Annotated in this window: 26 protein-coding genes; 15 read left to right on the forward strand and 11 right to left on the reverse strand. The window is 57.3% G+C overall.

Annotated features, from left to right (window positions below; translation table 11 throughout):
• Nucleotides 1-96: 96 nt before the first annotated feature.
• On the forward strand, nucleotides 97-960 hold the full coding sequence (locus ACR0EL_RS13485; RefSeq protein ID WP_480500431.1) for a glycosyltransferase family 2 protein: 864 nt from the start codon (nucleotides 97-99) through the stop codon (nucleotides 958-960).
• Between the two features lie 2 nt (nucleotides 961-962).
• Here the strand turns inward: ACR0EL_RS13485 and ACR0EL_RS13490 are convergent, their stop codons facing one another.
• Entirely contained in the window at nucleotides 963-1,760 is a 798-nt protein-coding gene (locus tag ACR0EL_RS13490) for a phytanoyl-CoA dioxygenase family protein (protein ID WP_480500432.1), read from the reverse strand.
• Between the two features lie 93 nt (nucleotides 1,761-1,853).
• On the opposite strand from ACR0EL_RS13490, the gene ACR0EL_RS13495 reads away from it, so the two are divergent.
• Nucleotides 1,854-2,750, forward strand: coding sequence for a LysR family transcriptional regulator (locus ACR0EL_RS13495; protein ID WP_480500433.1), 897 nt, complete (start codon nucleotides 1,854-1,856; stop codon nucleotides 2,748-2,750).
• A gap of 1 nt (nucleotide 2,751) precedes the next feature.
• On the opposite strand, the gene irrA is transcribed toward ACR0EL_RS13495, so the two are convergent.
• On the reverse strand, nucleotides 2,752-3,174 hold the full coding sequence (irrA, locus tag ACR0EL_RS13500) for an iron response transcriptional regulator IrrA (protein WP_480500434.1): 423 nt from the start codon (nucleotides 3,172-3,174) through the stop codon (nucleotides 2,752-2,754).
• A gap of 185 nt (nucleotides 3,175-3,359) precedes the next feature.
• Here irrA and fabA point away from each other — a divergent pair, with 185 nt between their 5' ends.
• The 4 genes from fabA to ACR0EL_RS13520 are packed head-to-tail and all read left to right on the forward strand — an operon-like array spanning nucleotide 3,360 to nucleotide 6,160.
• Complete coding sequence (gene fabA / locus ACR0EL_RS13505; protein WP_480500435.1) at nucleotides 3,360-3,869, forward strand: bifunctional 3-hydroxydecanoyl-ACP dehydratase/trans-2-decenoyl-ACP isomerase; 510 nt, start codon at nucleotides 3,360-3,362, stop codon at nucleotides 3,867-3,869.
• 31 nt (nucleotides 3,870-3,900) lie between these two features.
• Nucleotides 3,901-5,130, forward strand: coding sequence for a beta-ketoacyl-ACP synthase I (fabB, locus tag ACR0EL_RS13510; RefSeq protein WP_480500436.1), 1,230 nt, complete (start codon nucleotides 3,901-3,903; stop codon nucleotides 5,128-5,130).
• Between the two features lie 5 nt (nucleotides 5,131-5,135).
• Nucleotides 5,136-5,927, forward strand: a complete 792-nt coding sequence (locus tag ACR0EL_RS13515) for an enoyl-ACP reductase FabI (protein WP_480500437.1) — start codon at nucleotides 5,136-5,138, stop codon at nucleotides 5,925-5,927.
• Nucleotides 5,928-5,986: 59 nt separating this feature from the next.
• On the forward strand, nucleotides 5,987-6,160 hold the full coding sequence (locus ACR0EL_RS13520; protein ID WP_353012236.1) for a hypothetical protein: 174 nt from the start codon (nucleotides 5,987-5,989) through the stop codon (nucleotides 6,158-6,160).
• A 116-nt stretch (nucleotides 6,161-6,276) separates the two neighbouring features.
• Here the strand turns inward: ACR0EL_RS13520 and ACR0EL_RS13525 are convergent, their stop codons facing one another.
• Nucleotides 6,277-6,705 carry an FKBP-type peptidyl-prolyl cis-trans isomerase gene (locus ACR0EL_RS13525; protein WP_480500438.1) on the reverse strand — a complete coding sequence of 143 codons (429 nt, stop codon included), beginning with the start codon at nucleotides 6,703-6,705 and terminating at the stop codon, nucleotides 6,277-6,279.
• Between the two features lie 126 nt (nucleotides 6,706-6,831).
• Between ACR0EL_RS13525 and ACR0EL_RS13530 the strand changes: the two genes are divergently transcribed.
• The 8 genes from ACR0EL_RS13530 to ACR0EL_RS13565 all read left to right on the forward strand — a co-directional run bounded on the left by ACR0EL_RS13530 (nucleotide 6,832) and on the right by ACR0EL_RS13565 (nucleotide 13,894).
• Complete coding sequence (locus ACR0EL_RS13530) at nucleotides 6,832-7,518, forward strand: haloacid dehalogenase type II (RefSeq protein WP_480500439.1); 687 nt, start codon at nucleotides 6,832-6,834, stop codon at nucleotides 7,516-7,518.
• Nucleotides 7,518-8,345, forward strand: coding sequence for an alpha/beta fold hydrolase (locus ACR0EL_RS13535; RefSeq protein WP_480500440.1), 828 nt, complete (start codon nucleotides 7,518-7,520; stop codon nucleotides 8,343-8,345). The genes ACR0EL_RS13530 and ACR0EL_RS13535 overlap by 1 nt, the downstream gene beginning before the upstream one ends.
• Entirely contained in the window at nucleotides 8,342-9,319 is a 978-nt protein-coding gene (locus ACR0EL_RS13540) for a threonine ammonia-lyase (protein ID WP_480500442.1), read from the forward strand. The genes ACR0EL_RS13535 and ACR0EL_RS13540 overlap by 4 nt, the downstream gene beginning before the upstream one ends.
• Nucleotides 9,320-9,365: 46 nt before the next feature.
• Nucleotides 9,366-10,154, forward strand: a complete 789-nt coding sequence (gene pcaD, locus ACR0EL_RS13545) for a 3-oxoadipate enol-lactonase (protein ID WP_480500443.1) — start codon at nucleotides 9,366-9,368, stop codon at nucleotides 10,152-10,154.
• A 12-nt stretch (nucleotides 10,155-10,166) separates the two neighbouring features.
• Nucleotides 10,167-10,880 carry an alpha/beta fold hydrolase gene (locus tag ACR0EL_RS13550; protein ID WP_480500444.1) on the forward strand — a complete coding sequence of 238 codons (714 nt, stop codon included), beginning with the start codon at nucleotides 10,167-10,169 and terminating at the stop codon, nucleotides 10,878-10,880.
• A gap of 97 nt (nucleotides 10,881-10,977) precedes the next feature.
• Nucleotides 10,978-12,177, forward strand: coding sequence for a TCR/Tet family MFS transporter (locus ACR0EL_RS13555; protein WP_170531695.1), 1,200 nt, complete (start codon nucleotides 10,978-10,980; stop codon nucleotides 12,175-12,177).
• Between the two features lie 90 nt (nucleotides 12,178-12,267).
• Nucleotides 12,268-13,500 carry a mandelate racemase/muconate lactonizing enzyme family protein gene (locus ACR0EL_RS13560; RefSeq protein WP_480500446.1) on the forward strand — a complete coding sequence of 411 codons (1,233 nt, stop codon included), beginning with the start codon at nucleotides 12,268-12,270 and terminating at the stop codon, nucleotides 13,498-13,500.
• A 106-nt stretch (nucleotides 13,501-13,606) separates the two neighbouring features.
• Nucleotides 13,607-13,894, forward strand: coding sequence for an ArsR/SmtB family transcription factor (locus ACR0EL_RS13565; protein ID WP_480500448.1), 288 nt, complete (start codon nucleotides 13,607-13,609; stop codon nucleotides 13,892-13,894).
• 3 nt (nucleotides 13,895-13,897) lie between these two features.
• Here ACR0EL_RS13565 and ACR0EL_RS13570 read toward each other — a convergent pair whose 3' ends face one another.
• Nucleotides 13,898-16,894 carry an ABC transporter transmembrane domain-containing protein gene (locus ACR0EL_RS13570; RefSeq protein WP_480500492.1) on the reverse strand — a complete coding sequence of 999 codons (2,997 nt, stop codon included), beginning with the start codon at nucleotides 16,892-16,894 and terminating at the stop codon, nucleotides 13,898-13,900.
• Nucleotides 16,895-17,138: 244 nt separating this feature from the next.
• Between ACR0EL_RS13570 and ACR0EL_RS13575 the strand changes: the two genes are divergently transcribed.
• A complete protein-coding gene (locus ACR0EL_RS13575) occupies nucleotides 17,139-17,498 on the forward strand; it encodes a DUF3307 domain-containing protein (protein ID WP_480500494.1) in 360 nt (119 codons plus the stop codon).
• Nucleotides 17,499-17,505: 7 nt separating this feature from the next.
• On the opposite strand, the gene ACR0EL_RS13580 is transcribed toward ACR0EL_RS13575, so the two are convergent.
• From ACR0EL_RS13580 to ACR0EL_RS13610, 7 genes are all read right to left on the reverse strand, one after another.
• Nucleotides 17,506-18,237: a hypothetical protein gene (locus ACR0EL_RS13580; RefSeq protein WP_480500449.1), complete on the reverse strand. Its 732-nt coding sequence runs from the start codon at nucleotides 18,235-18,237 to the stop codon at nucleotides 17,506-17,508.
• A 57-nt stretch (nucleotides 18,238-18,294) separates the two neighbouring features.
• Entirely contained in the window at nucleotides 18,295-19,599 is a 1,305-nt protein-coding gene (locus ACR0EL_RS13585) for an NAD(P)/FAD-dependent oxidoreductase (protein WP_480500451.1), read from the reverse strand.
• Nucleotides 19,596-20,270 (reverse strand): TetR/AcrR family transcriptional regulator, encoded by a 675-nt coding sequence (locus ACR0EL_RS13590; protein ID WP_353012206.1) that lies wholly within the window; start codon nucleotides 20,268-20,270, stop codon nucleotides 19,596-19,598. Before ACR0EL_RS13590 ends, ACR0EL_RS13585 begins: the two co-directional genes overlap by 4 nt.
• Nucleotides 20,271-21,815 (reverse strand): trimethylamine methyltransferase family protein, encoded by a 1,545-nt coding sequence (locus tag ACR0EL_RS13595; protein ID WP_480500452.1) that lies wholly within the window; start codon nucleotides 21,813-21,815, stop codon nucleotides 20,271-20,273.
• A 2-nt stretch (nucleotides 21,816-21,817) separates the two neighbouring features.
• The gene (locus ACR0EL_RS13600) at nucleotides 21,818-24,220 is read right to left on the reverse strand and encodes a GcvT family protein (RefSeq protein ID WP_480500453.1); all 2,403 of its coding nucleotides are present in this window, start codon (nucleotides 24,218-24,220) and stop codon (nucleotides 21,818-21,820) included.
• A gap of 113 nt (nucleotides 24,221-24,333) precedes the next feature.
• Nucleotides 24,334-24,963 (reverse strand): glutathione S-transferase family protein, encoded by a 630-nt coding sequence (locus ACR0EL_RS13605; protein WP_480500454.1) that lies wholly within the window; start codon nucleotides 24,961-24,963, stop codon nucleotides 24,334-24,336.
• A 31-nt stretch (nucleotides 24,964-24,994) separates the two neighbouring features.
• On the reverse strand, nucleotides 24,995-26,143 hold the full coding sequence (locus ACR0EL_RS13610; RefSeq protein ID WP_480500455.1) for an acetate/propionate family kinase: 1,149 nt from the start codon (nucleotides 26,141-26,143) through the stop codon (nucleotides 24,995-24,997).
• Nucleotides 26,144-26,184 lie beyond the last annotated feature (41 nt).

Consider the following 26,184-nt stretch of genomic DNA (forward strand, 5'->3'; position numbering starts at 1 on the left):
ATCGGCGTCATCTATACGCTTCGAACGCCGCTTGCAATGTGGGCGCATTTACCTGAATTTGGCAGGACTTTCCAGCAGGGCACAAATGAACGCGCGATGACCTACGATTCCTTGGACAGCTTCCTGAAATCCGGCCAAACCGCCTTGTCCAAGGGACCGGTTGCTCTGATCTTTGCCGAAGATGATGCCGAAATTGAAAGCACGCTGCACCACCACCTCTCACTTGGATTTCAATCCGTCGTTGCCTTCATGCCAACCGAGTTCGACCTGAGCGAGGAGCTCAGCGTGCGGGTTCATCGGGTTACGTTCAATTGCGCGCCCAGATCGGTCGTATTCGATGCGTTGAATCACATCATCAAAGCAGCTCCGAGCGTCTGGATGTACTACTGCTACAACGCCGAATACCTGTTCTATCCGTTCTGCGAAACGCGCAGCATCGGTGAGATGCTGGCCTTTCACACCGAGGAACGCCGCAGCGCAATGCTATGCCATGTGGTCGATATCTACGCCGATGATCTGGCCGAGTTCCCAACCGGTGTCGCACCGGACCATGCCATGCTGGACAGCACCGGATATTATGCGCAGGCGCGCCACGATGCCTCGGGGCGGCCGCTGGAACGCCAGCTGGATATGTCAGGTGGCCTGCGGTGGCGGTTCGAGGATCATATTCCGTACGAACGCCGCCGGATCGACAGAATCGCCCTGTTCAAAACGCAGGCCGATTTGATCATTCAATCGGATCACACGTTCAACCAGCCGGAATACAACACCTATTCCTGCCCTTGGCATCATAACCTAACGGCTGCCATCTGTTCATTCCGGGCTGCCAAGGCACTGAAAAGCAACGCCGGGTCGACCTTTGACATCTCCAGTTTTCGCTGGAGCCATTCTGTGTCTTTCGAATGGAACTCGCGTCAATTGCTGGATCTGGGCCTGATCGAGCCTGGCCAGTGGTTCTGAAACTACCGTTGCAACAGAATAGGGAACCAATCCTCGCGCAGGCGCTGGCCCGGCACCATCTCATGCCCCGGAAACGGGGGTGAGGTCGGGCCGGGGCGTTCCACATACCGCGCATCATCACCGACCAACCGTAGCGAGAATGCCCGACGGCGGCTATCCGACTGATTGCCCCGCGCGCCGTGCAAAGTGCGATAGTTAAACGCCACCGCGTCCCCCGGTTCCATCTCGAACTCGACCACTTTCATGCCCTCGGCATCCGGGTCGGGCACGGCGATGTATTGACCTTCATCCGCAAAGAACCCCTCTTCAGAGACCCAACGGGTCGGCAGCACCTCTTTCTCCCAGCGATGCGATCCGGCAACGCAACGCAGCGTGGCCTGTTTCACCGCATCCAGCGGCGTCCAGAAGCTGATCGTTTGCTGCCCTTCGACAAAGTAATACGGTCCGTCCTGATGCCACGGCGTCGCCATCGAAGTTCCGGGTTCTTTGACCAGAACATGATCATGAAACATCTGCACACTTCGCGATTGCATCAAATCAGCAGCCACGGCAGCAGCCGGAGAGGTCTTGATCACCTCCTGAAACTGGGGGATTCGGCTCCAGTTGCAATAATCATCGAAGAATAGGCCGGTTTGACCCTCCTTCTTGTTTTCTGACGCATAAGGCCCCGGCGCGTCCATATTGGCCGCAACACCTTCACGCAGTTGTTCGACGTGATCGGAAAACAGCCCTTTGACCAAGACAACACCCTCACTCTGATACGTGTCGATCATCTGCTGCGAAACAAGAGGGTGCGGCATGTCAATCTCCGTTCGGTTACCTTTGAATGCGTCCGTTAGAGATCACCCAGGTATTCTGTTCAAATCATATCTTTCGAAGTTATAATTAGCTTCATGTTATATATTTCACTGCGTCAGTACGAATACATATGTGCGATCGCGCGGCAGGGCAGCCTGTCTGCAGCGGCCCAGGCGCTAAATGTCTCGCAACCCGCGCTGTCCAACGCGCTGACCCGGGTCGAGTCACATCTTGGATACCCACTGTTCGTCCGCAGGCGCGGGGCTGCTATGGTTTCAACCCCGCAGGGGCGCCGCTTTGTCGAGCAGGCCGAAGGGTTGTTGAGTTCTGCTGCACAAATTGAAAACCCTGGGTCCGTTCCGCAAGGTCTGGATCATTTAACTGTCGGCTGCTTCGTCGATCTGGCCCCGTTCCACATTGCACCCGCCCTGCGCTGTTTGCACGCGACGCTGCCAGATGTTTCGGTGTCTTATTCGGTCGAAGATTTTCAGGGATTGCTGGACAGCTTGATCGACGGTCGGATCGATCTCGCGATTACCTATGATCTGGGTATGGATGCCGGTTTTGTACGGCAAAAACTGTTCGATAGCGTCCCGCAGGCATTGCTGTCGCCAGAACACCCATTGGCTGGGGCACGTCAGGTTACGCTAACCGAACTGGCGAACGAACCCTTGATCCTGTCAACCGAAGGGCTGTCTGCACAACACATACTAGGCCTCTTTAGACGCCATGGGTTAAACCCAACAGTCAGACACCGAGCCGCCACGCTTGAGATTCAGCGCAGCCTCGCCGCACATGGCGAAGGGGTAGCGATCAGCTATGTCAGCCCAAAGAACGAACTGAGCTACGATAACAAGAGCTTGGCAAGCCTGCCCATCGCCGACAAGGACGTAGCCGAGGCCGTCGTGCTGGCGCGTCACGGCACCGGGCCTGTCGACGCAACAACGAAGACCGCAGAACGCGCTCTGCTTGATCAAATGAAGGATCTGTAAATCAGGTGGATTTCTTGCGCAGACGGATCACGACATCAACCGATGCGATCTCGACCCCTTTGGGGGCCTCTGGCAGGCGCTGGATCACCAATTCCTCGGACGGAGCATCGCTGAGCCGCCCTTCATCTTCCCAGAAGAAATGCGGGTGATCATGCGTGTTGGTGTCGAAATAGCTTTTCGATCCGTCCACGGTGATTTCTTGCAGCACACCCGCCTCGCAGAAGGCGCGCAGCGTATTGTAGACCGTTGCCAGCGACACGGCGTCGCCTTTGGTTTTGGCGGACTCAAACAAGCTTTCAGCTGTGACGTGACGATGGCGACCATCACCGATCAAAAGCTCAGCCAGCGCCACGCGCTGACGCGTCGGGCGCAGCCCTGCGCCTTCCAGCCAATTTGTCGCTATCTTCCGGCTCTGAGGTGTCATTAATCCGATACCCGTTCTTGCTGCCTTATATATAGGGGCGCTCTTACCCAGATTTCAAATGAAATTCATTCGCAAACAGCCAAGTGCCGCAACATCTTACGGCCCGCGCTCTTGCAGGACCTTGCATACGGGTGCTAGGTGAGGCCAGATATAACGAACGGACCCAAGGCAGGAGAGGCGGCAGAATGGCCCAGTTCCCGAGCAGTTTTGACAAAGACGATCTGCTAAAATGTGCTCATGGCGAATTATTTGGCCCTGGCAATGCGCAACTGCCTGCGCCGCCCATGCTGATGATGGATCGCATTACCGAAGTGTCAGCGGATGGCGGGGTCTATGGCAAAGGCCACATTCTAGCTGAATTCGATATCACGCCCGACCTTTGGTTTTTTGACTGCCACTTTCCCGGAAACCCGATTATGCCCGGATGTCTCGGGCTGGATGGCTTGTGGCAATTGACAGGCTTTAATCTGGGCTGGCGTGGTTGGCAGGGTCGCGGCATGGCCGTGGGTGTCGGCGAGGTCAAACTAACCGGTATGGTGCGCCCGGACCGTAAGATGCTGACCTATAAAATCGATTTCAAAAAGGCGATCCAGACCCGCCGCCTGACCATGGGCGTAGCAGATGGTATTGTCGAAGCGGACGGCGAAGTAATTTACGACGTCAAAGACATGAAAGTTGTTCTGTCGGACGCCTAAGGTGGACCAGCCTGAAATAAGGAGCACGCACATGCGTCGAGTAGTTGTCACCGGTCTGGGGATAGTCTCCTCCATCGGGAACAATGCCCAAGAGGTTCTGGCCTCTCTCAAGGCCGGTAAATCCGGTATCGAAGCCAATGAGCAAATGGTTGAACATGGCTTTCGCAGTCAGATCGCAGGAACGCTGAAAATCGACGTGGCCGAGCATGTGGACAAACGCACCTTGCGGTTCATGGGCCCCGGCGCAGCCTATGCCCATATCGCCATGAGCCAGGCGATCGAAGACTCTGGGCTTAGCGAAGATCAGGTCGTCAATCCGCGCACTGGCCTTGTCGCCGGCTCGGGCGGTCCGTCGACCAGTGCTATGCTGACAGCTCATCAGACTGTGCTGAAAACCGGTGCGACCAAGCGGATCGGGCCATTTGCTGTGCCGAAATGCATGTGCTCGACCATTTCCGCCAACCTTGCGACCGCGTTCAAGATCAAGGGGATCAACTATTCGATCACCTCGGCCTGCTCGACCTCGCTGCATTGCATCGGCAACGCAGCGGAACAGATCATGTTGGGCAAACAGGATGTCATGTTCGCAGGCGGCGGAGAAGAACTGGACTGGACGTTGTCCTGCCTGTTCGACGCGATGGGTGCGATGTCATCGAAGTATAACGACACACCCGAAAAAGCCTCGCGCGCGTTCGACGAAAACCGCGATGGGTTCGTAATTTCCGGCGGTGGCGGAATTGTCGTGCTGGAAGAACTGGATCACGCCTTGGCCCGTGGTGCAAAGATCTATGCCGAAGTGACCGGCTATGCCGCCACATCGGATGGCCATGATATGGTAGCCCCGTCCGGCGAAGGCGGTGAACGCGCGATGCGGCTGGCTCTGGCGACAGTTCCTGAAGGCCGCAAGGTTGGCTACATCAACGCCCACGGCACCTCGACGCCGGTCGGGGACGTGGGTGAGGTCGAAGCCGTGCGTCGCATCTTTGGTGAAGGCAGCGTGCCGCCAATCTCATCGACCAAATCGATGACCGGCCACGCACAGGGGGCTGCGGGCGCGCTAGAGGCGATCTTCTGCCTGCTGATGCTGGATAATGATTTCATTACGCCGTCGATCAATGTCGACACTTTAGCCGAAGGCATTCGGCCCGGCGAAATTGCAACGAAAACGGTTGAGAAGGCAGGTTTGGACAGTGTCATGACCAACAGCTTCGGCTTTGGCGGCACCAACGGGTCTATGGTTCTGTCGAAGTATAACGGGTGAATGTGATGTCGGATCTTCTAAAGGGAAAACGCGGCCTGATCATGGGCGTGGCCAATGATCGCTCGATTGCGTGGGGCATCGCCAAAGCCATGCACGAAGCAGGTGCCGAGCTGGCATTCACCTATCAGGGCGAGGCATTCGGCAAGCGGTTGGAACCGCTGGCCCAAAGCCTTGGCAGCGATTTCATGGTGGATGCGGATGTCACCGATGACGCATCGTTGGATCGTGCGTTCGGAGAACTAGCCGAGCGCTGGCCAACCATCGATTTTGTGGTCCACGCCATTGCCTATTCGGACAAATCCGAACTGACGGGCCGGTTCCTGAACACCACGCGCGCCAATTTCAAGCATTCGATGGATGTGTCAGCCTATTCCTTCATCGAGGTCGCGCGCCGCGCCTATCCGATGATGAAGGAAAATGGCGGCTCGCTGCTGACACTGACCTATCAGGGTTCGAACCGCGTTGTTCCGAATTACAACGTGATGGGTGTTGCCAAGGCAGCACTGGAGTCTGCGACCCGCTATTTGGCCAACGATCTGGGCCCTGAAGGCATCCGTGTAAACGCCATTTCGCCCGGACCGATGAAGACGCTGGCAGGCGCAGCCATCGGCGGTGCGCGCAAAACCTACAAGTTCTGCGACCAGAATGCCCCTATGCGCTCGAACGCCACGCTGGAAGCTGTTGGCGGTACAGCGGTTTATCTAACCTCGGACGCCGGCGCTTGCACATCGGGTGAGATCATCCGCGTGGATGGCGGTTTCCACGTGCTCGGAATGCCACAGCCCGATTTCATGTGACCATATCTTTCCCTGACGCCGCCAAGATTTGACCATCTTTCGGCGTCAGGGTCTGCGATATGAGCAAACTTGACCAGATCATCGCAAGCAATGCACGCACGGCCCGGCGCAAATCGGGTTTCCTGAGCCAGCGCGCGCGTATCATGCTTTTGACCCTGACCACGTTGCTGGTGCTATTTGTGTTCTTCACACAACCACCAGTGCGCAGCGCCATCGAAGCGTTGATCGGATAAGGGCAAAGCCGGGTTCATTGCGTTCAAGCACAGCGCAGGCCCGTGCAGGTCCTGCGATGGTACCGCGTCGCTTTTGAGCGTTCTGACTGAAACACTCGGATCGATCTTCAATTGCACTAGTTGATTGACACAACCTCAATCTCGAAAATCAAATCCTGACCGGCCAGCGGGTGATTGGCGTCCAGCGTTACGGTCGCGTCATTTGCGTCAACAATCGTGACCGGCAAAGCCTGACCATCCGGTGTCTGCATCTGCAATTGCGTGCCGGGGTCCAGCGGGATGTCATCCGGAATACCCTCGCGCGGGATTTCCTGGCGCATGGCAGGGTTGATCGGCCCATAGGCATCAACGCAGGCAATCTCGACCCGTTTCTTATCGCCCACAGCAAGACCCGGCATCGCACTATCTAGCCCCGGAATGATCTGACCGGACCCAACCGCAAACTCCAGCGGATCGCGTCCGTCCGAGCTGTCGAAGACAGTTCCGTCCAGCAGCGTACCGGTATAGTGGATGCGAACCGTGTCGCCTTGTTTGATGTCTGCCATTTGAGGCCTCCGGGCCGATAAGTGTGTGAACCGCCAACCCTAGGGGCCCACACAATGATGTAAACCCTTCGCCCTTTCATGCCCTGCTCTCTTGTGCCAACTTGCGCAGAAAGGTCGGAGGCGTAGATGACAATCACAACCTGTATTTTTGATGCCTATGGCACATTGTTTGACGTCGCCGCCGCCGCCCGCCAGGCTGCGTCCGAACCCGGCTTTGAGGCGCTGCGCGACACCTGGCCCGAGGTCGCGGGACATTGGCGTCTGAAGCAGTTGCAATACACATGGCTTCGGGCCGTCGCCGATGCGCATGCCGATTTCTGGGATGTGACGCAGGACGGTCTGGACTGGGCACTGGAAGCTACAGGCCTGCACGGGGATGCTAAGCTGCGTCAACGCCTGCTGGACCTGTACTGGGAATTACAAGCCTATCCCGAAGTTCCAGACATGCTGAAGGCTCTGAAAGATGGCGGTTTGCAAACCGCCATCCTATCCAATGGCTCCCCACCGATGCTGGACGGGGCCGTGCAGTCAGCCGGAATCGGCGACCTTCTGGATGACGTGCTTTCGGTCGAAAGCGTCGGCGTGTTCAAACCGCATGTCCGGGTCTACGATCTGGTGCAGCAGCGGTTCGGCTGTGCCCGCGACGAAGTTCTGTTCGTCAGCTCAAACGGCTGGGATGCGGCCGGGTCCAGCGGCTATGGTTTTGTCACCGCATGGGTGAACCGTGCAAACGAGCCGATAGACCGCCTGCCCTGGACACCGGCGCATGTGCTGACCGATCTGACCTCGATCCCTGATCTGGCGGGGATTTGATGTCTGATTTTCGAACATCAGACGGCAGACGCCTGTATTTCGAACAATCCGGCTCTGGTGATCCTGTACTGTGTCTGTCGGGATTGACACGCAACAGTGGTGATTTCTCATTTGTCCAGCCCCACCTGGATGGCATGCAGCTCATCATGATGGACTACCGCGGGCGCGGGCGATCAGACCGTGATCCTGACTTCATGAACTACAATATCTTTCGTGAGTCTTTGGATGCGATTGAGCTGCTGAACCAACTTGGTGTGGAAAAGACGGCGATTTTGGGCACCTCACGTGGCGGGTTGATCGCAATGGCCCTTGCTGCCAGCCATCCTGATCGATTGACTCATGTAATCCTGAACGATGTGGGACCGGTCATTGAACCTTCGGGCATCGCCAAGATCATGGACTATGTCGGCAAAGCGCCGATTTCAAAAACTTACGAAGAAGCCGCCTGGGTACTGCAAGCCGTGATGGAACCGCAGTTTCCTGATGTGCCCTACGAGCGTTGGTTGGCTCTGGCGAAAATCCAATACAGCGCGACGCCCGAGGGCCTGACCCTGCAATATGACCCTGCCCTGCGCACAGCTCTGTTGGAGCAGGCAGCGGCTGGAACGATCCCAGATATGTGGATTTTCTATGACGCGCTGAAGGACATCCCAACCGGTGTGTTGAGGGGTGCAAACTCAGATGTTCTGAGTGCTGAAACATTGGCTGAAATGCACAAGCGTCACCCCGAATTGATCTCAGCCGAAGCTCCGAACCGGGGGCATGTTCCGTTTCTGGACGAACCTGAATCTTTGGCCCTCATACACAAGGTATTGAGTACAACATGAGCAGTATTGAATTGATCGAAGCCGCCGCAGACCGGTTGCGCGGGCATGTACGGGAAACGCCCGTTCTAACCTCACCCTTTCTGGATGACATAGCGGGCCGTCGCGTTTTGGTTAAACCCGAATGTCTGCAACACGCCGGCAGTTTCAAGTTTCGCGGCGCATGGTCGGCGATATCTTCGCTGAAACCCGACCAGCGACAGCGCGGTGTCATCGCCTATTCCTCAGGCAATCATGCGCAGGGCATTGCGATGGCGGCCTCGAAACATGGCGTTGCGTCGGTGATCGTGATGCCATCGGACGCACCGCAGTTGAAGATCGACAACACGCGGGCATTAGGCGGCGAAGTGGTCCTCTATGATCGGTCCAGCGAAAGCCGTGAGGAGATTGGCGAGGCTTTGGCCGCTGAGCGAGGCCTGACCCTTATCCGGCCCTATGATGAGCCTCAGGTTATCGCCGGTCAGGGTACAGTTGGCCTTGAACTCGCGCAACAGGTCGCAGCGTTCGGTGTTGAAAAGGCAGATGTTCTGGTCTGCTGCGGCGGTGGCGGGTTGACCTCGGGTATCGCTCTGGCATTGGAAAAACATGCGCCCGGCCTGCGCGCCCGACCGTGCGAGCCGGACGGGTTTGACGACGTCAAACGTTCGTTGGCCAGCGGTCAGATCCAGAACAACAACGTCTCGTCCGGCAATATCTGTGATGCGATCCTAACCCCGCAGCCGGGCGAGATTACCTTTCCCATTCTCCAACGGCTCTGCGGACCGGGCTTGTCGGTGTCAGAGGATGAGGCGTTGAAGGCAGTGGCTTTGGCATTTCTGCGCCTGAAAATCGTATTGGAACCCGGTGGGGCCGTTGCGCTGGCCTCGGCCCTGTTCCGCAAGGATGAGATTGAAGGCGACGATGTAGTGGTGGTTGCATCCGGCGGCAATGCCGATCCGGAAGTGTTTGCCAAAGCATTGGAGCGGTTAGACGCATAGTGGTCAGATTGAATGAAGCGCGCGTTACGACCCAAAGGACCTTAACATGCCTCACGTGACGATCGGGAACGTGGACCTGAACTACAGGATTGATGGCTCGCCAACCGGCGCACCCATCGTGTTTGCCAATTCATTGGGCACAGACCTGCATCTATGGGATGGGGTGATCCCTCACCTGCCCGACGGTCTGCGGATCATTCGATTTGACAAGCGCGGCCACGGTCAATCCTCGGTTCCACCTGCTCCTTATTCGATGGGATCGCTGATCCGAGATACCGAGACTTTATTAGATCATCTCGACGTGCGCGATTGTGTGTTCGTGGGCCTGTCAATCGGTGGCATGATCGCCCAAGGCCTAGCCATCAAACGTCTGGATCAGGTGCGCGCCTTGGTCCTGTCTAACACGGCCGCCAAGATCGGCATGCCCTCGATTTGGCAGGATCGGATGACGGCTGTCCGCGATGGCGGGATCGAAGTCCTGGCCGATGCCACAATGGAACGCTGGTTCTCGCGTGAGTTTCGAGCCGCACAAAACCACCTGCCCTGGCGCGAGATGATGGTGCAGCAGCCAGTTGAAGGATATCTGGGATGCTGTGCCGCTATCGCCGGCACGGATTTCTATACGCCAACGTCGGGTTTGCGGCTGCCCACTTTAGGCATCGCCGGCAGCGAAGACGGCTCGACCCCACCAGACCTTGTGCGTGAAACGGTCGAACTGATCCCCGGCGCGCAATTCAAGTTGATGCGAAGGGCAGGACATTTGCCTTGTGTTGAAAAACCAGACGAGTTTGCCGCTATACTAGAAGCGTTTTTGACGGATATTGGACATATTTAAGGGAGTGCTTTGATGGCTGATTTCCTTCTGATTCACGGTTCTTGCCACGGGGCCTGGTGTTGGCGCGACTTGATTCCCGCGCTGGAAAACTTTGGGCACACAGCCCGTGCCATCGACATGCCCAGCCACGGCGCGGACCCTACGCCGATTGCCGAGGTCACCCTTGATGGCTGCCGGGACGCTATACTTGCCGCATCGACGCCAGATACGATCATCGTAGGGCATTCTTGGGGTGGTTATCCGATAAGTGCGGCCGCCGAAGCGCAACCACGCGCCATGCGCGCCATGGTCTACCTGAGCGCCTATGTCCCGCAAGACGGTGTGTCTATGGTCGAGATGCGCCGCCGTGGACCAAACCAAACAATCGCAGATGCCGTCGAAAAATCAGCCGATGGATTGTCCTACACCGTCCGTCCAGAGCATGTAAAAGAGCTGTTCTACCATGATTGCGCGCCCGAAATCACACCGTTCGCCTTTGCGCGCCTGTGTCCACAGGCCATACGCCCGCAAGATACGCCCTTGGCACTTAGCAAACGCTACCAAAGTGTCACGCGCGCATATATTGCAACCAGCGATGATCACACTGTTCCATTCGCGTATCAAAAGCAGATGGGCAGCGAAATTCGCACGGATTTGCAACGCACTATTGACAGCGGGCACTCCTCGTTCTTTTCACATCCGGACCAATTGGCGCGTACGCTGACAGATCTTGAGAAACGGCTTTGATCAGGCGCCCTCGCGACCTCACGTCAAAGAACAACCCTCTATCCTAACGAATTGACCCCGCCTAGGGTGCCGGGGACGAAACTTTGTGATGGTTCTGATGCGCCTGCCCTTTGCCTTTGTTCTATGTACCGTGATGATCGATGCGATGGGGATTGGCCTGGTGATGCCGATCATGCCGCAACTGATTGTCGAGGTTCAGGGCGGAACGCTTGCAAGTGCGGCGATTTGGGGCGGTATCCTCAGCACCGCGTTTGCGGCGATGCAGTTTGTTTTTGGGCCTATCCTCGGGAATCTGTCTGACGCCTACGGACGACGGTTGGTTCTGCTGGTGTCGCTATTTGTGATGGCCTTGGATTACGTGGTGATGGCGCTCGCGGGCAGCATCTGGCTGCTGCTGATTGGGCGTATTGTCGGGGGCATCACTGCGGCTACACATTCGACGGCGGCGGCATTTATGGCCGATGTCTCAAAACCGGAAGACAAGGCTGCAAACTTTGGCCTTGTCGGCGCAGCGTTTGGCGTGGGCTTTGTTCTGGGCCCGGTGATGGGCGGGCTGCTCAGTGAATATGGAACACGCGCGCCGTTTTGGGCGGCTGCTGGGCTTTCGGCCCTGACCTTTGCCATTGGCTTTTTTGTGATGCCGGAAACCGTGACCGACAAGACCCGTCGGGCATTCAGTTTGAAGCGCGCGAACCCGGTCAGCTCGCTTACAGCGATCGCCGCCCTGCCTGGTATCCGGCCCCTGCTGTGGGTCTATTTCCTGTATTCGGTGTCAATCTACGTCTACCCAGCGATATGGTCCTATTTTACGACCGAGCGGTTTGGCTGGTCGCCGCAGATGATCGGCCTGTCGCTGGGCGTTTATGGAATTGGCATGGCCGCTGTTCAGGGCGGGCTGATCCGCCCCGCCACGCGTTATCTGGGTGAACGCGTCACCATCCTCTATGGCATGGCCTTCGAGATCGTTAGCTTCCTGTTTCTCGCCTTTTTGACCAATGGCCTTATTGCTTTGATGCTGATCCCGATGACTGCGCTGGGCGCGGTCATCACGCCAGCCTTGCAAGCGATGATGTCACGCGCAACGCCAGATTCGCAGCAGGGTGAACTGCAAGGCGTATTGGCGTCTCTGCACGCGATGTCGATGGTCATATCACCCCTATTGATGACCAGCGTTTTTGCCCACTTTATCCAACCAAACACGGCAATCTATCTGCCCGGTGCTCCCTTCCTTCTGGCTCTGGTCCTCATGCTGGTTGGGGTGCTTCTATTTCTTCGCGCACGCCCCATCGCGGTATGACAACGACATCAACCTGACGATTTCCGGCTTGCAGCCCGGTTGTTCCCAAGCCACCGTGGTCGAAACAGCCGAATAGCCGGAGCGCTCGGAATGAAGTTGCAAGATCTTGATATTATTGTCACCGCACCCCCCGCCCCCGGTTGGGGTGGTCGGTATTGGATATTGGTGAAGCTCACCACTGATACGGGCATCACAGGCTGGGGGGAATGCTATGCCTCGACCGTGGGCCCCGAGGCCATGAGCCATGTGATCCGCGATGTATTCGACCGGCACATGCAGGATGAAAACCCCGAAAACATCGAATTGATGTTTCGTCGCGCCTATTCCAGCGGGTTCACTCAGCGCCCGGACCTGACGGTGATGGGTGCTTTTTCTGGGCTTGAAATCGCGTGTTGGGATATTCTGGGGAAAGATCGAGATCGGCCCGTTTACGCCCTGCTGGGCGGCAAGATGAATGAGCGCATTAGGTCCTATACCTACCTCTACCCTCTGCCCCAGCACAATTTGAATGACTTCTGGACTGCGCCTGATCAGGCCGGAGAAAGCGCCGCAGAAATGGTGCGCCAAGGCTATACGGCGGTCAAATTCGACCCGGCGGGTCCCTATACCATCCGGGGCGGGCATATGCCGGCGATGTCTGATATCTCGATGTCTGTGGCCTTTTGCAAAGCCATCCGCGAAGCTGTGGGGGACAAGGCCGATCTGCTGTTCGGCACCCACGGTCAATTCAACACGGCTGGCGCTATTCGGCTGGGCCAAGCGTTGGAGCCGTATTCGCCGCTTTGGTTCGAAGAACCTACGCCGCCCGATAACATCGAAGACATGGCGCGCGTTGCGCGCAATGTCCGTATCCCTGTCGCCACCGGCGAGCGCATGACCACCAAGGCCGAGTTCGGCGCAGTCCTGCGCGCAGGAGCGGCGGAAATCCTGCAACCCGCTCTTGGGCGCGCTGGCGGCATCTGGGAAATGAAGAAAGTCGCGGCCATGGCCGAAGTCTTTAATGCGCAGATGGCACCTCATCTTTATGCCGGTCCGGTAGAATGGGCCGCCAATATCCATCTGGCGGCCTCGATCCCCAACCTGTTGTTGCTGGAATCCATCGACACTCCGTTTCACGATCAACTGATCAAGGGCTCGATCCGGGTTGAGGATGGCTTTGTCACGCCACCCACTGCGCCAGGCCTTGGGATTGAGGTCGACGAAGATCTGGCGTGTGCTCATCCCTACACCGGAGACGGCCTGCACCTGCAAATGCAGGAGGATCCTTGCGACTACGCAAATGGAAATTCCTTTCAGGGCGGCGCACCAGCAACCGAGGGGTGACAAGTCCGCGCGGGTTGGGGCATATTGCTCCAATCCCTATTTGACAGATGGCCTATCCGTGACCCCGAAAGACGCTGCCGTTTTACCCATTGAAGCATCAGACAGCATGCAAGCAAACGCAGCCCGTGCTGCGGCTTACCTGAAGACATTGGCGCATGAAGGGCGCCTGATGATCCTGTGCCATCTAAGCGATGGGGAAAAATCGGTCGGAGAACTTGAGAGCCGGTTGCAAATCCGTCAGGCCGCCGTCAGCCAGATGTTGGCCCGGTTGCGAGATGAACAACTGGTTTCAACCCGACGGGACGGTAAGACCGTTTATTATTCACTGGCCGACCAAAGCACCCAGCGCGTGATCGGATTGATGTACGAGCTGTTCTGCCGGCCCGAGAGCTGAGGGTTAGTTCGACACATACCCCGCGATCACCTGCATCAGCTTATAGGCAGTGGCGGCATCGTTTTCGACAACGGCCAGAAACTCTTCCTCACCAATCCTCAGGCAGGACAAATCGGTCTCGGCAATCATGCTCAGGGCGCGTGGCTCTTTTCGGATCAACCCTAACTCACCCACTAATGCACCTGCGCTTACAGTTGTGATCAATTGATCCGGACCATCCGATTGCGGCAGATACAAGCCTGCCTCTCCGCCCAGTACCACGTAGGCGCCATCGGTCGGTTGGTCATCTTTCAGGAACACGACCTGTCCGGGTGTTGCATCAAACCAGCGCGCGCCGAAGGCAAGCAAGCGCAGCTGCCTGCGATCCAACCCGGAAAACAGTGGCGTTTGTTCAAGCGCACGTAATTTGCGCGCAAGATCAGCCGATGCAGCGCTGTCTTCTTCCACGTCCACAGGTCCTTCGTCCGAGACAACGCGACCTTGCCGGATTTCAACGAACATGTCGAACACGTCCGGATTTTCGAACTGATCGTTCAGATAGATGATCGTGACATCCGGCATCAATTCCCGCAGGTTTTTGTACACTGCAATCTGTGTCTTGACGCTATAGCTGGCCAGCGCGTTCTCTAGGATCAGGATATCCGGCTTCTTGATCGTTGCCCGCGTAAACGCCAGTGGCTCGGCAAAAACAGCGGGCAGGTTCTGCCCCCCGAGCGAAACCGGCACATCATAGATCAGCTCAACAACCAGCGGGCGCGCGCCATTCTCGGCCAGAACATCCACAATCAGCTTGCGTACCTCGTCGGATCGCGCGCCACCAATCTGGCTGACTTTGCCAAAAAGCGCGTTTTCCATCACCGACAGACCCGGTGCGATCCGCCCGGAATCCAACGGAACAAACACGTCCTGCAGCGGTTCCAGCAGCTTACTGGAATGACTATGGCGCAGCTCCAGAATGCGGCTCTTGAGCTCATCGGTGAAGGCCGGGCCAATCTGCTCCGCTGAGATCACAAATGGCACCGCCAGCAGGTTCGCCAATTGGGCGTCATCCAGCCCTTCGGCCCCTTCTTTCCGGGTGCGTTCGACCAATTCAACGGCCACCTCATAGGTCCCGGCCTCTAGGCCCAGTTTGCGGAACAAAGGATGGTCGGTGCCATCCAGCCCAAAGATCTGCCGCAACATGTCGATCACGTCACGCGTAAGGGCGATCAGTGTCTCATCCAATCCAAGCTCACGCAACTGGCCCAGGAACACGGTTTGCTTGGCCAGAAGCTCTTGGTTGACCGGAACACAAGGCGTTGCGAACAGCAGGTTCTCGGCCACGGGCAAGGCCGGGTTATAGCTTTCGCGATCAAAGATCAGCGCCTGCTCGGTCAGCTTCGCTTTTCTTACCGTCTCTTGTATCAACGGGCGCAGTTCGATCAGCTTCTGCGCAAGCAGGGGATGGGCGACCGGATCAAAATCCTGCTCGGATCCGCGTCGAAACAAGGCCGCGCCCGATCCCATTCCGTCGATCAATTTCAACCACCAATCCCGCAGATCAGCCGCGCTCTGAAAGCCTGCACGAGACGGGTCGAGCCATTCTGCCTGGAACGGGTCGGTGCTGTTCCCCGCACGCAGGGTTTCAGCAAAACCGGGGTGATCGGTGTGTTCAGACAACGGCTTGAACCGCATGGGCATCATAACGTTGTCGCCCAGCGTGCCTTGAAACATCACAGGTCGAGATGATGCATAACCGATCCGCGCCGCCACGACGCCCTGATGCAACTCGGCCAGATTCTGATCACCGATTTCAACCCTGCCCGCGCTGGGCAGGATTTCGCGTGTCAGCAGTTCGCTGACGGCGCGCCGGTCTTCCTCGCTCTGCGCTAGAATGCCGATTGTTTTACCCGCCGGAAATGTCAGGTTCAGGTCATCCAGCACCTGATTGCCGTCCATGTCGCGCACCGAAACGTGATCAAGAACAATATCGCCGCTCAGATGCGGACGCTCGGGCGGTTCGCCTTCGAACAAACCTTCATCCTGCATGCCCGAAGGCGCAAACCGTTCAACCACCACATCCCACCGCAGCGACATATCCTGCGTTTGATTGTAGTAGGTCAGCAGTTCTTTCCAGGGGGAACTGAGGTCTTTATACGCCGCCAACGCAGCCACCAGCGCGCCCAGCGAGACAGATCCCTGCAGCACCAGCAATCCCCCAACAAGGTAGAACATGAAGGGCGTCAGTTGCGAGATGAAGTTGTTTATGAATTTCATAAAGAACTTCTTCTGGTAGATCTCAAACCGGATCCCAAATAGGCGCCCCAATTGATCCGAAACCATGGCGCGGCGATAGCGCCAGCCACCGTTCGCGCGCAGGGTTGAGGCACCAGCGGCGTTTTCACCGATCTGCGCAGCCAGGGTGCGGACCTCCTGGATGCGTTTCTTGTTAAGAAGGTTGATCTGGCGCTGCAACTTCGGGATCAGCCATGCCTGTACCGGAATCAAAGCGACGGCAGCAAGACCAAACCAAACGCTTTGCAGAAACAGGAACGACAGAATGGTGATCATCTGCCCGGCCTGAAGCACCGGCTGGCTGATCGCATCACCCATCAACCCGCCCATCGGCTCGCTTTCGGCGGTGATCATCGACACCATTTCGCCTTGGCTGACCCGTTCGAAATAAGGCTGAGGGAAGCGCAAAGCCCGGCTGATTAGTTGATAGCGAAAGCGCCGCAGCATCCGCTCGCTCAGCACACCTTTCATCGTGTTGATGCGCATCTTCATCAGGCCATGGGCAAGAACCGCACCCAGAAAGGCAAAACACAAGATGATCAGGAAATTGGTCTGCTGCAGACTGTATCCCCAGACCTCTACGATTTCACTGCTGGCCCCGATCGCATCGTTGATGATGCGCTTGGGCAGTTCCAGCGTCAGATATAGCAACGGAAACAACGTAGACGTCACGGCCAGAAGGATAAGCTGGTCGCGTTTGGAGTACTTCCAGATAAAACGAAAGATCGTGCGCTCTATGGAACCGGTTCCTGCTTGCTATCTACAACTCAGCTTGTTGGCATGGCCTCAGACTCAACAGCATAAAGCCACAAAATCCCAGCGAAAACTGATATTCGAGGTCAATAGCGGAACATTTCTTTGCCGAATGTGAACTAGTTTATTTACGTAGCAACTTAATCGTGCCTAGTATCCGCCTCAGGACGTTTTCGGGAGAGGCCTTTTGACTGCCAGTTTTGGCGCAGTTTTTCTTATGCTCTGCTTGATGCAGATTAAGCATATGTTTGCCGATTATTACCTCCAGACGCCCAAAATGTTATCTGGGCGAGGCGAGTATTTTCATGTCGGTCGCGCGCAACATGCCGGTGTGCACGTTGTCGGCTCTACCGTTGTTTTCATCTTATTTGGCGCGCCTTTGCTTTTCATCCTGATTGTCGGTTTGATCGAATGGGTCGTTCATTTTAATATCGACTACGCCAAGGCCAGCTATTCTGACAAGAAGCAGTTAGAACCCAAACAGGCCGCATTTTGGCGCGCAGCCGGGCTCGATCAGTTGATGCATCAGTTTACCTATATCGGTATGGTCTGGGCTTGGGTCACCTTCGCCGCCTGAACCGGTTTCAGGCGACATGTTTCAGATGTCTGGGCTCATAGGCCGACAACCACATCCGATCCAAAGCGTCGAGTTTTTCAACATCAAAACGTTGCGCTTCTTCCCAATAGCGCCCGGATGGCACGTGATACGCCAACCGTTCTTCTTCGGCCAACGCAGCCTTCATTCCAGTGGTCGCGGGTAGTGGTGCCGAGGTCAACCGTGACGACTGGGACGACGGAAACACCAACCGACTGTCCCCTTGCGACAATCGCACAACACGGCACTTTTGAGCGGCTGCAAACAGGGCCAAACGGGCGGATTTGGCCTCTAACGAGCGTAAGGTGACGTCATCGCGCAGCGGATCAGCCGCGCCCGTGCCATAGAAATGGGTCTGACCCTTGCCCGCATAAACCATGTCACATCCAAAATAAGCAAGAACCTCGGGCTCAAGGGCTGATAAAGCCCAATACCCTGCCGTAAAGGCCATCGTGCCGCCTGCGTAGACAAAGCCGCCATAATGGTTCTGCCGCGGCACATAATCCTCGGCCGTAACAATGCTTTGCCCAGGTTTCAAATGCACAGGGCACCTGTCTGTTGGGAAATCTTCGGGATGGATCAGCACATCCCAATCCTCGCGCACACGCCAGGCGTTGTTGATCGCCACTATGTGCGTAAAGGGCGCACGGGGCCATGCCCGCGCCTCAAGCGCATCTGGTGCGCTGCCCAAAATCAGAACGCGGTTTCCTGACTGTGCCATCTCGGGTCCTGTGTTTGCTCAGACCTTTCGAGAGCATAGTGCGTTTGGACCCGTCGGCTACCCCAGAACCGAAAAACTGCTTTCTTCGTTGATTGGGCGTTTGCGCGAATAGAACCCCACATCGATCATGCGCTTGATATACGGCAATTCGAACTGCAGCGGCTTGGCATCATGGTCGGCCCCACCTTCGCAATATTCAATCAGCGCAGTCATCATCTTGCCCGCAATTGGCGCGTTCTTGTACTGGTTCCCGCTGGTGCCGCAGGCCATATAGAAACCCGGCAGGCTGGATTTGTCATAGATCGGAATCCAGTCTGTCGACGCATCGTATAGGTCAACCACCCCTCGGGTTTTGGACGGAATGCCAAGGCTGGGTACGCGCTGCGCATATCGCATGGCCTGGGTTGTCCACTGATCGGTGAAATCGCGGTTGTAGTGCAAATCATCCTCGCACCACTGATGCGGGTCGCATTCGGGGTCTTCAGACCCAACGAGGATATGGTTGCCGTGTTCCGGGCGGCAATAACATGCAATGTCACTATCCGAGACGATGGTGCCATTGTTCTCGAAATCGAACCCTTCGGGCGCGGGAACATGTGCCACTTCTTGCCGCAAGGGTCGTGTCTCAATCGTCATGTCATCCAAAACGCCAGCCATCTTGTTGATGATGGCTGACCCCGGCCCGGCCACATTCACGACAACCTTGGCGTGGATTTCTTCGCCAGACGCCAGCTTGACCCCCGTTACACGACCTTCTTCGGATAGAACCTCAACGACCTCGGCTCCAGTCTGCACCCGAGCCCCATGTTGCTTGGCAGCATCCATCAGGTTCTGAGCGGACAGCGCTGGGTCGGTGACATAACCTGCCTGCGGCCAAAACACACCGCCCTGCATCTTGCGACCATTGGGCTGGCCGAATTCCGGGTCGTCCATGCGTTTTGGTGGTGTAAAACTGTCCAGAGAATAAACCGGTAGTTTTTCAACAACCTTGTCCGCAGACCATTCTTCGAACGGGCAATCCAGATCAGCGCTGTTGGCCATATGCTTTTCCAGCATACCGTTGGCATCGGTCTTCATGACCAGACACCCCGTCTCGCGAAATTGCGCCAGGTCGGCATCGGCTGGCAGACCTAGATACTCGGCCCAATCACGCCAATAGTGATATCCTTCCCAGGCAAAGGCCGTGCCATCGAAGGTCGAATAGTGCATGCGGATGATCGCGCAGGACCCAGCGGTCGAGCCATGCCCCGCCTGACTGTTCCGATCCAGCGACAGGGTTTTCCACCCGGCTTTCGCCATCTCAAAAGCGATCGCGGCACCGATTACACCGGTCCCAATGATAATTGCATCTGGTTGGCTCATGGGGTGTCTCCTCTCCAATAGCGCTGCGAATAAGCGCTGAATTCTTCGACTTCCTCGGGTTTCGGGTCGACGCCCGTGAATACATACAGATAGTGCGGCACCATCGAGATCCGCGTGTCCATGGGCTCGTTCAATTGTGCCAGATCATAGCCAATCTGCATGTAGTACAGAACGCGCGCGCGGGTTTCGGCTTCGACCTCGGAATACCCGTAGCGCGCGAACATCGCGTGCAGGGCGGCCAGGCGCTTGGCGTCGGACTGATCCAGAACGCGCCGCACCTTGCCGGATTTGCGCGCCCAATCGCGCACCGCAAAATCTAAGGCAGTGTCAAACAGCGCCGTATTCACGACACACCGATGCACGTTACAGACCGCCGCGGTAATCGTCTTGGCGGGGATTTCAGCCTGTTTGATCAGGGCCGCAGTATTCGTCGCCTGCCAGCGCGCCAAAAGCGCGTCCAACAATTCCTGTCGCGACTTGAAATACCAGTAAAAGGATGACCGTGACACAGCCATCCGCTCGGCCAGGTTCAGCACCTTGATCTGATCCACCCCGTCCGAGATCAGCACATCCATCGCCACGTTCAGCCAATCGTCGCGCGTGACTTTGACATTGCCGACCAATGGTTCGGCCTGTGGGTCATCCCGGTGTAGGATCGGTTTGGTGTTCATTCAGCTCTCCGGTGGTGCGCCGCCTTCGGCAGTGCGTCGCTCAATAAATTCGTGCAGGGCTCCGATACGGTCACTATCGGTTGGCGGTGCTTTGAAATCGTTCAGAATAGATTTCCAAACCCCAGTTGCCCGATGGTTCGTGTCAACCGATCCCCGCTCGGTCCAGGTTCCGAAATTGGCGTAATCGTGGACATGAGGCTGATAGAACTCGGTATTGTACCGCTCCATCGTCTGGCTTGAGGCAAAGAAATGGCCGCTGGGCTCGACCTCACTTAGCGCCGTGTCAAAACCGATTTCGGCGGTTCCGGCCTGCGCCCCGGCGCAAAGCTCTGCCACCATGTTGAGCACTTCGGCATCGCAGACCAGCTTCTCAAACGAGACCGTTAGTCCGCCTTCAAGCCAGCCCGCCGAATGGATTATGACCGTCGCCCCCGCCATCAAACAGCCCCACAGGCCGAATTGATTTTCATTGGCCGCCTGCACATCGTTCACATTCGCCGCCGACCCCGCCGCGGATCGCCATGGAAGGCCCAAATGTCGTGCCAATTGTCCGGCCGCTAGCGAAGCCTGAAAATGTGAGGGCGTCCCGAATGCGGGTGCGCCTGATTTCATATCCACATTGCTGGTGAACGTCCCGTAGCATACAGGCGCGCCCGGATTGGTCAGCTGCGTCAAGGTCAGCGCCGCCAGCGCTTCTGCATGAGACAAGGTAATCGCCCCCGCCACCGTGATCGGCGCCATTGCCCCCATCAGAGTAAACGGCGTGATGATCGACATCTGACCGTGCTTGGCAAAATCGATCAGCCCCTGCGCCATCGGAATGTCCAGCGTGCGTGGACTGTTGGTATTGATGATCGTGTAGCAATGGGCTCCATTGCGGAAATCGTCATCCGACAAGCCACGGGCAGTAGACAGCATCTCAAAGCAGTCCATCACCTGTGGTGTGCCACGCGAGAAAAAGAACGGAAACTTATCCGTCAGTTCCATCTGCGCTTTGGTCGTGAAATAGTGGCGCAGGTTGGTTGGTACGTCCTGCGGTTCGACCTGGGGTGAGATCATCTGAAACACGTCAAAATGATGGGTGAGTTTCAAAAACTCAAGATAGTCCCGCCCTTTCGCCGGCCGACGCCCCCGCTCCAAATCGGTGGCATTCGGAGCCCCGGCCCCCGGTTGAAACACCAGTGAGCCCAGTTCCAGCGTGAAGTCGCGACGCCGTGCCCCCGCCCGGCAGGCAATCGACTTCGGAGCCAAGGCAACCGCTGCTTCGGCCATATCGCGCCCGATAAAGACCATGTCAGTCTCTTCGTCGACACGGGCCCCTCCTGCGGCAAAGATACGACGCGCTTCGGGTAGCAAAACCTTGACGCCCAGCTCTTGCAGCATGCGCAGCGCGGTCTCGTGCATGTCTGCTATCTGATCTGCGGGAAACACCTCCATCTGCGGAAAAGGGTTCCTGAGTTGACGATAGTTCACATCCCGCAAAACGGGTGGCGCAGCCTCAGCTCCGCGTCCGCGCCGTCGGCGCCTTTGGTCTTGCGCCACCATGATCAGCCTCGCATCGCCTTACCCTGCGGGTCGTATGGCGACGGTGCGATCACGCGAGCGGGACGCTCGACGCCGACCACATGCACGGACAGTTCCGTCCCCGGTTCAGCTTTGTCCCTGTTGACCAGAGCCATCGCCAGCGATTTGCCAGTGTAGTGACCATAACCGCCCGAGGTTACAAACCCGACACGCTCTCCATTCGCCCAGATCGGTTCATACCCGCTGGCATCTGCGTCCAGCGCATCGACCTCAAGCGTGACATGCACCTGCGCAGGGCCATTGCCATCGCGCTCGGCCACGGCGGCATCCTTGCCGACAAAATCCTTGTCCCAGTCGATCCAGCGATCCATGCCGGTCATCCCCGGGGTGTAGAGTTGGGTAAACTCCGCCGACCAGATGCCAAAGCTCTTCTCAAGCCGCGTCGACAGCATCGCGTTGAAACCACATTCGCGGATGCCCTCATCTGCCCCGGCCTCAAGCAGCATCCGGCGCAGTTTGATATGATCGCCATAGCTGCAGTTGATCTCATAGCCCTTCTCGCCTGTCACCGACATGCGCGCCACACGGGCACGGACAAGGCCGATATCAAAATCGCCGCATCCCATGAACTTGAGCCCCGAGATATCCTGTTCTGCCACCCTCTCGATCACGGCCTGCGATTTCGGGCCGACCAGACCGAACCCGCAATATTCCTCACCCAAATCGCGGAGAGTGACCCCATCGATCATATGGTCGTCAAACCAGCGCATGTGCCAGGCACGCAGGTAATAGCTGCCCATGATCCACCAGGTGCCATCGCCCCAGTTCAAGACGGTCAGATCGCCCTTGAGGCGACCGTTCTCACCCAGCATTGGCGCCAGTTTGGCGCGACCTGGGGCAGGCAGTTTCGAGGCCATGACCCTGTCTAACCATATCTGCGCATTCGGGCCTGAAACCTCAAACCGCGAGAACCCTGAGATATCCATCAGGCCCACGCCTTCGCGGATCACCTTGCATTCCTCGGCCACGATATCATGCGCGTTGGACCGCTTGAGGGTCGGTGTTTCCTCGAACCCTTTCGGTGCAAAATAAAGCGGCACTTCCAGGTCCCAGCTGACGCCCCATTTGCAACCCGCTTCGGTCATTGCGTCATGCGCCGGGGCCATTTTCAGCGGGCGGCCGGCAGGCAGTTGCTCGTTTGGATAGGTCATCACAAACCGGCGGGAATAAAACTGACCGGTGGTTTCGCGGATGTAGCGTTTGTTCTGAGCGAAATCGCCGTAGCGCGCGACATCCATTGGCCATGCATCTGCCTCGGGCTCGCCATGGATCATCCATTCTGCCAGCGTTTTGCCAACACCGCCACCTTGCAGGAAGCCCGCCATCACAGCACAGGCCGACCAATAGCCACGCTTGCCCGGCACTGGCCCGACCAGCGGGTTGCCATCGGGCGAAAAGGTAAACGCGCCGTTCACCCAGGTTTTGATGCCCACGTTCTGGATCGAAGGGTAGCGTTCGAAGCCCAGCATCAACTCGTTCTCAATGCGGTCCAGCTGTTCCTGAAACAGCTCTTCACCATAGTTCCAGGGCGCGCCGTCCATGGCCCAGTGTTCGTGGTCGACCTCATAGATGCCGACCAGAACGCCTTTCTGATCCTGCCGCATATAAGTGAACCCTTCCAAGTCCACAGTCATCGGCATTTCGAAATCCGCTGCTGCGACCTCAGGCACGGCATCCGTGATCAGATAATGGTGCTTGAGCGGTGAGACAGGCAATTCCACCCCAGCCATGCGGCCAACCTGCTTGGCCCACAGGCCCGCGGCGTTAACCACATGTTCGCAGGTGATCGTGCCCTTGTCGGTCACCACTTCCCAGCCATCCGCCGTCTGTGTCAGGCTTTCGACCTTGGTTTCCTCGTAATACTCCGCCCCACGCTTCTTTGCAGCCGTTGCATAAGCCTGCACCGTGCCGGTGGTATCGATGTAGCCTTCGCGATCCGCCCACATCGCGCCCAGAACGCCATCAGTGGACATAATCGGACAACGTCTTTGCGCCTCTTCCGGTGTCAACAACTCACAATCGTCAATGCCGATGGATTGGAAGATGCGGTAGTTGGCCTGCAGCCATTCCCAGCGCTCCGGGGTGCCAGCCAGCGTCAAACCACCGGTCATGTGCAGGCCGATATTCTGGCCGGACTCTTTCTCGATCTCGCTAAGCAGATCAATCGTATAGGCCTGCAGCGACGCCATGTTTGGATCGGCATTCAAGGCGTGGATACCGCCCGCCGCATGCCAGGATGACCCCGAGGCCAGCCGCCGCCGCTCGAGCATGACGACATCCGACCAGCCAAATTTGGCCAGATGATACAGAACCGAGGCGCCCACAACGCCGCCCCCAATGACCACCACGCGATACTGCGATTTCATCCCGACCTCCCTTGGGTGACTCGTTGCGGACGCTAGCGGCACTGTTCACTTCTGTCTAGACATTTCTGTACAGTGCAGATCGACGCAGATCGGGGCATGGTCAGTCGCAGAATTCAGAGGCTCGCGCTGGGCCGAGATTGAACGCTTTCAAACCAGGCAAGGGTGGCGCTGTTGCTTGCGGGAATACGCGTTTTGATGACCCGCGCAAAATCCACAAAAACAAACGTGCTGATATCCGCCAGACTGAACATATCCCCTGCGACAAAGCGGCTGTCCTTCAAGCGCCCTTCAAGTAACGCGAAAAACTCTGCGATGCGCGCCGCGCCACGCTCGGCCAGTTGTGGAATCTGAGGGTGGTTTACCGGCCCTGGGATGGCCCGATCTTTGAACGCTGGGTGGGTATTGCGCAGCTTCTCCGCAATTGGCATTCCGCCCTGTTGTTCGACGATCGCGTTCCACATCAAAACCTGCCCCTTCTCGTCCGGGGTGCGTCCCATCAGGGGCGGTTCGGGAAAGCGCGCCTCGAGATAGGCGGCAATCCCCAGATTTTCGGTCAGAACCGCGCCTTCATCTGTCACCAGAACCGGCAGCGTCGCCCGAGGGTTCACGGCCAGGAACGCGTCATCCAACTGCTCATTCTTGGCGATCGAAACCTCTTGCGTTTCAATCTCCAGCCCTTTTTCCGCAATGAACATTCTGGCTCGGCGCGGGTTCGGGGCGGTCGAGCAGTCGTAGAAGATCATCTCGAATTTCCTCTCATTTAGGGGCGACAATTCAATCCAGTGCCTGGGACACGGCGCGCGCGATGACGCGCTCCTCATCCGTCGGGATCACCAACACCGGAATACCCTTGTCTGATATGACCGTGGAATTGCTGTCATTGGCCTGAACATTCAGGTGGATGTTCAGAAACTCCATCCGCTGCAGCACACGCTGCCGAATTGGGGCCGCGTTTTCTCCGATACCGCCACAAAAGACCACCGCATCAAGACCGCCCAGAATGGCGGCCATTGCCCCCAGCTCGCGCCGGATGCGAAACACGTAGTAGTCAATTGCCTCGCGCGCATGCGGGTCGTCACTGGCTAGCAAGGTCCGCATGTCGTGGCTGATCCCGCTAAGTCCCAAAAGGCCGCTCTTCTTGTACAAGATATGGGTGATCGCCTCGACCCCATGCCCCTGCTGCATCAGATACAGCAACACACCGGGATCAAGCTGACCGCAGCGCGTTCCCATCGGCAATCCATCCAGCGCAGAGAACCCCATAGTTGACCCGACGCTTGCGCCGTTGGTCACGGCACACATCGACGCACCATTCCCCAGATGCGCAATCACAACGCGACCCGCAGCCAGATCGGGATAATCCTGCTGCAGCTTGCCGGTGATGTAGTCATAGGACAGCCCGTGGAACCCATAGCGCCGAACGCCCTTTTCGTAGAACCGCCGCGGGAGGGCGAAGGTATCGTTTACAAACGCGTGTCCTGTGTGGAACGAGGTATCAAAACATCCCACCTGCACCGCATCAGGAAAGGCGGCCTGCGCGGCGCGAATGGCGGCCAAGTTGTGGGGTTGATGCAGAGGCGCCAAGGGTGAAAGCGCCTCTAACTGCGTCAGGACATGATCATTCAGAACAACAGGACCATCAAATGTTTGCCCGCCATGCACGATACGGTGACCCACCCCAACGATATGGTGCGCGTCCAGTAACGGCTCAATAGTTTGCAAAATCGCTTCGACGGCTGCCGCATGGTCGGCTGGACCGATCTCAATCACCTGAACCGGCCCGTCACCTTTCAATTCCAGCTGCGCGACAGGGCCAAGGTTTTCAACCTGCCCCTGCCACAACAGTTCGGGTTCAGACGCGGCCCGGTATACGCTGAACTTGATGGTCGAACTTCCCGCGTTCAGTGTCAGGATTGCCTGCATGACGTCCCCCCTGTTTGCACTATCCGCCATCGTGCCGGCGC

The organism is Ruegeria sp. AH12 (assembly GCF_056541465.1).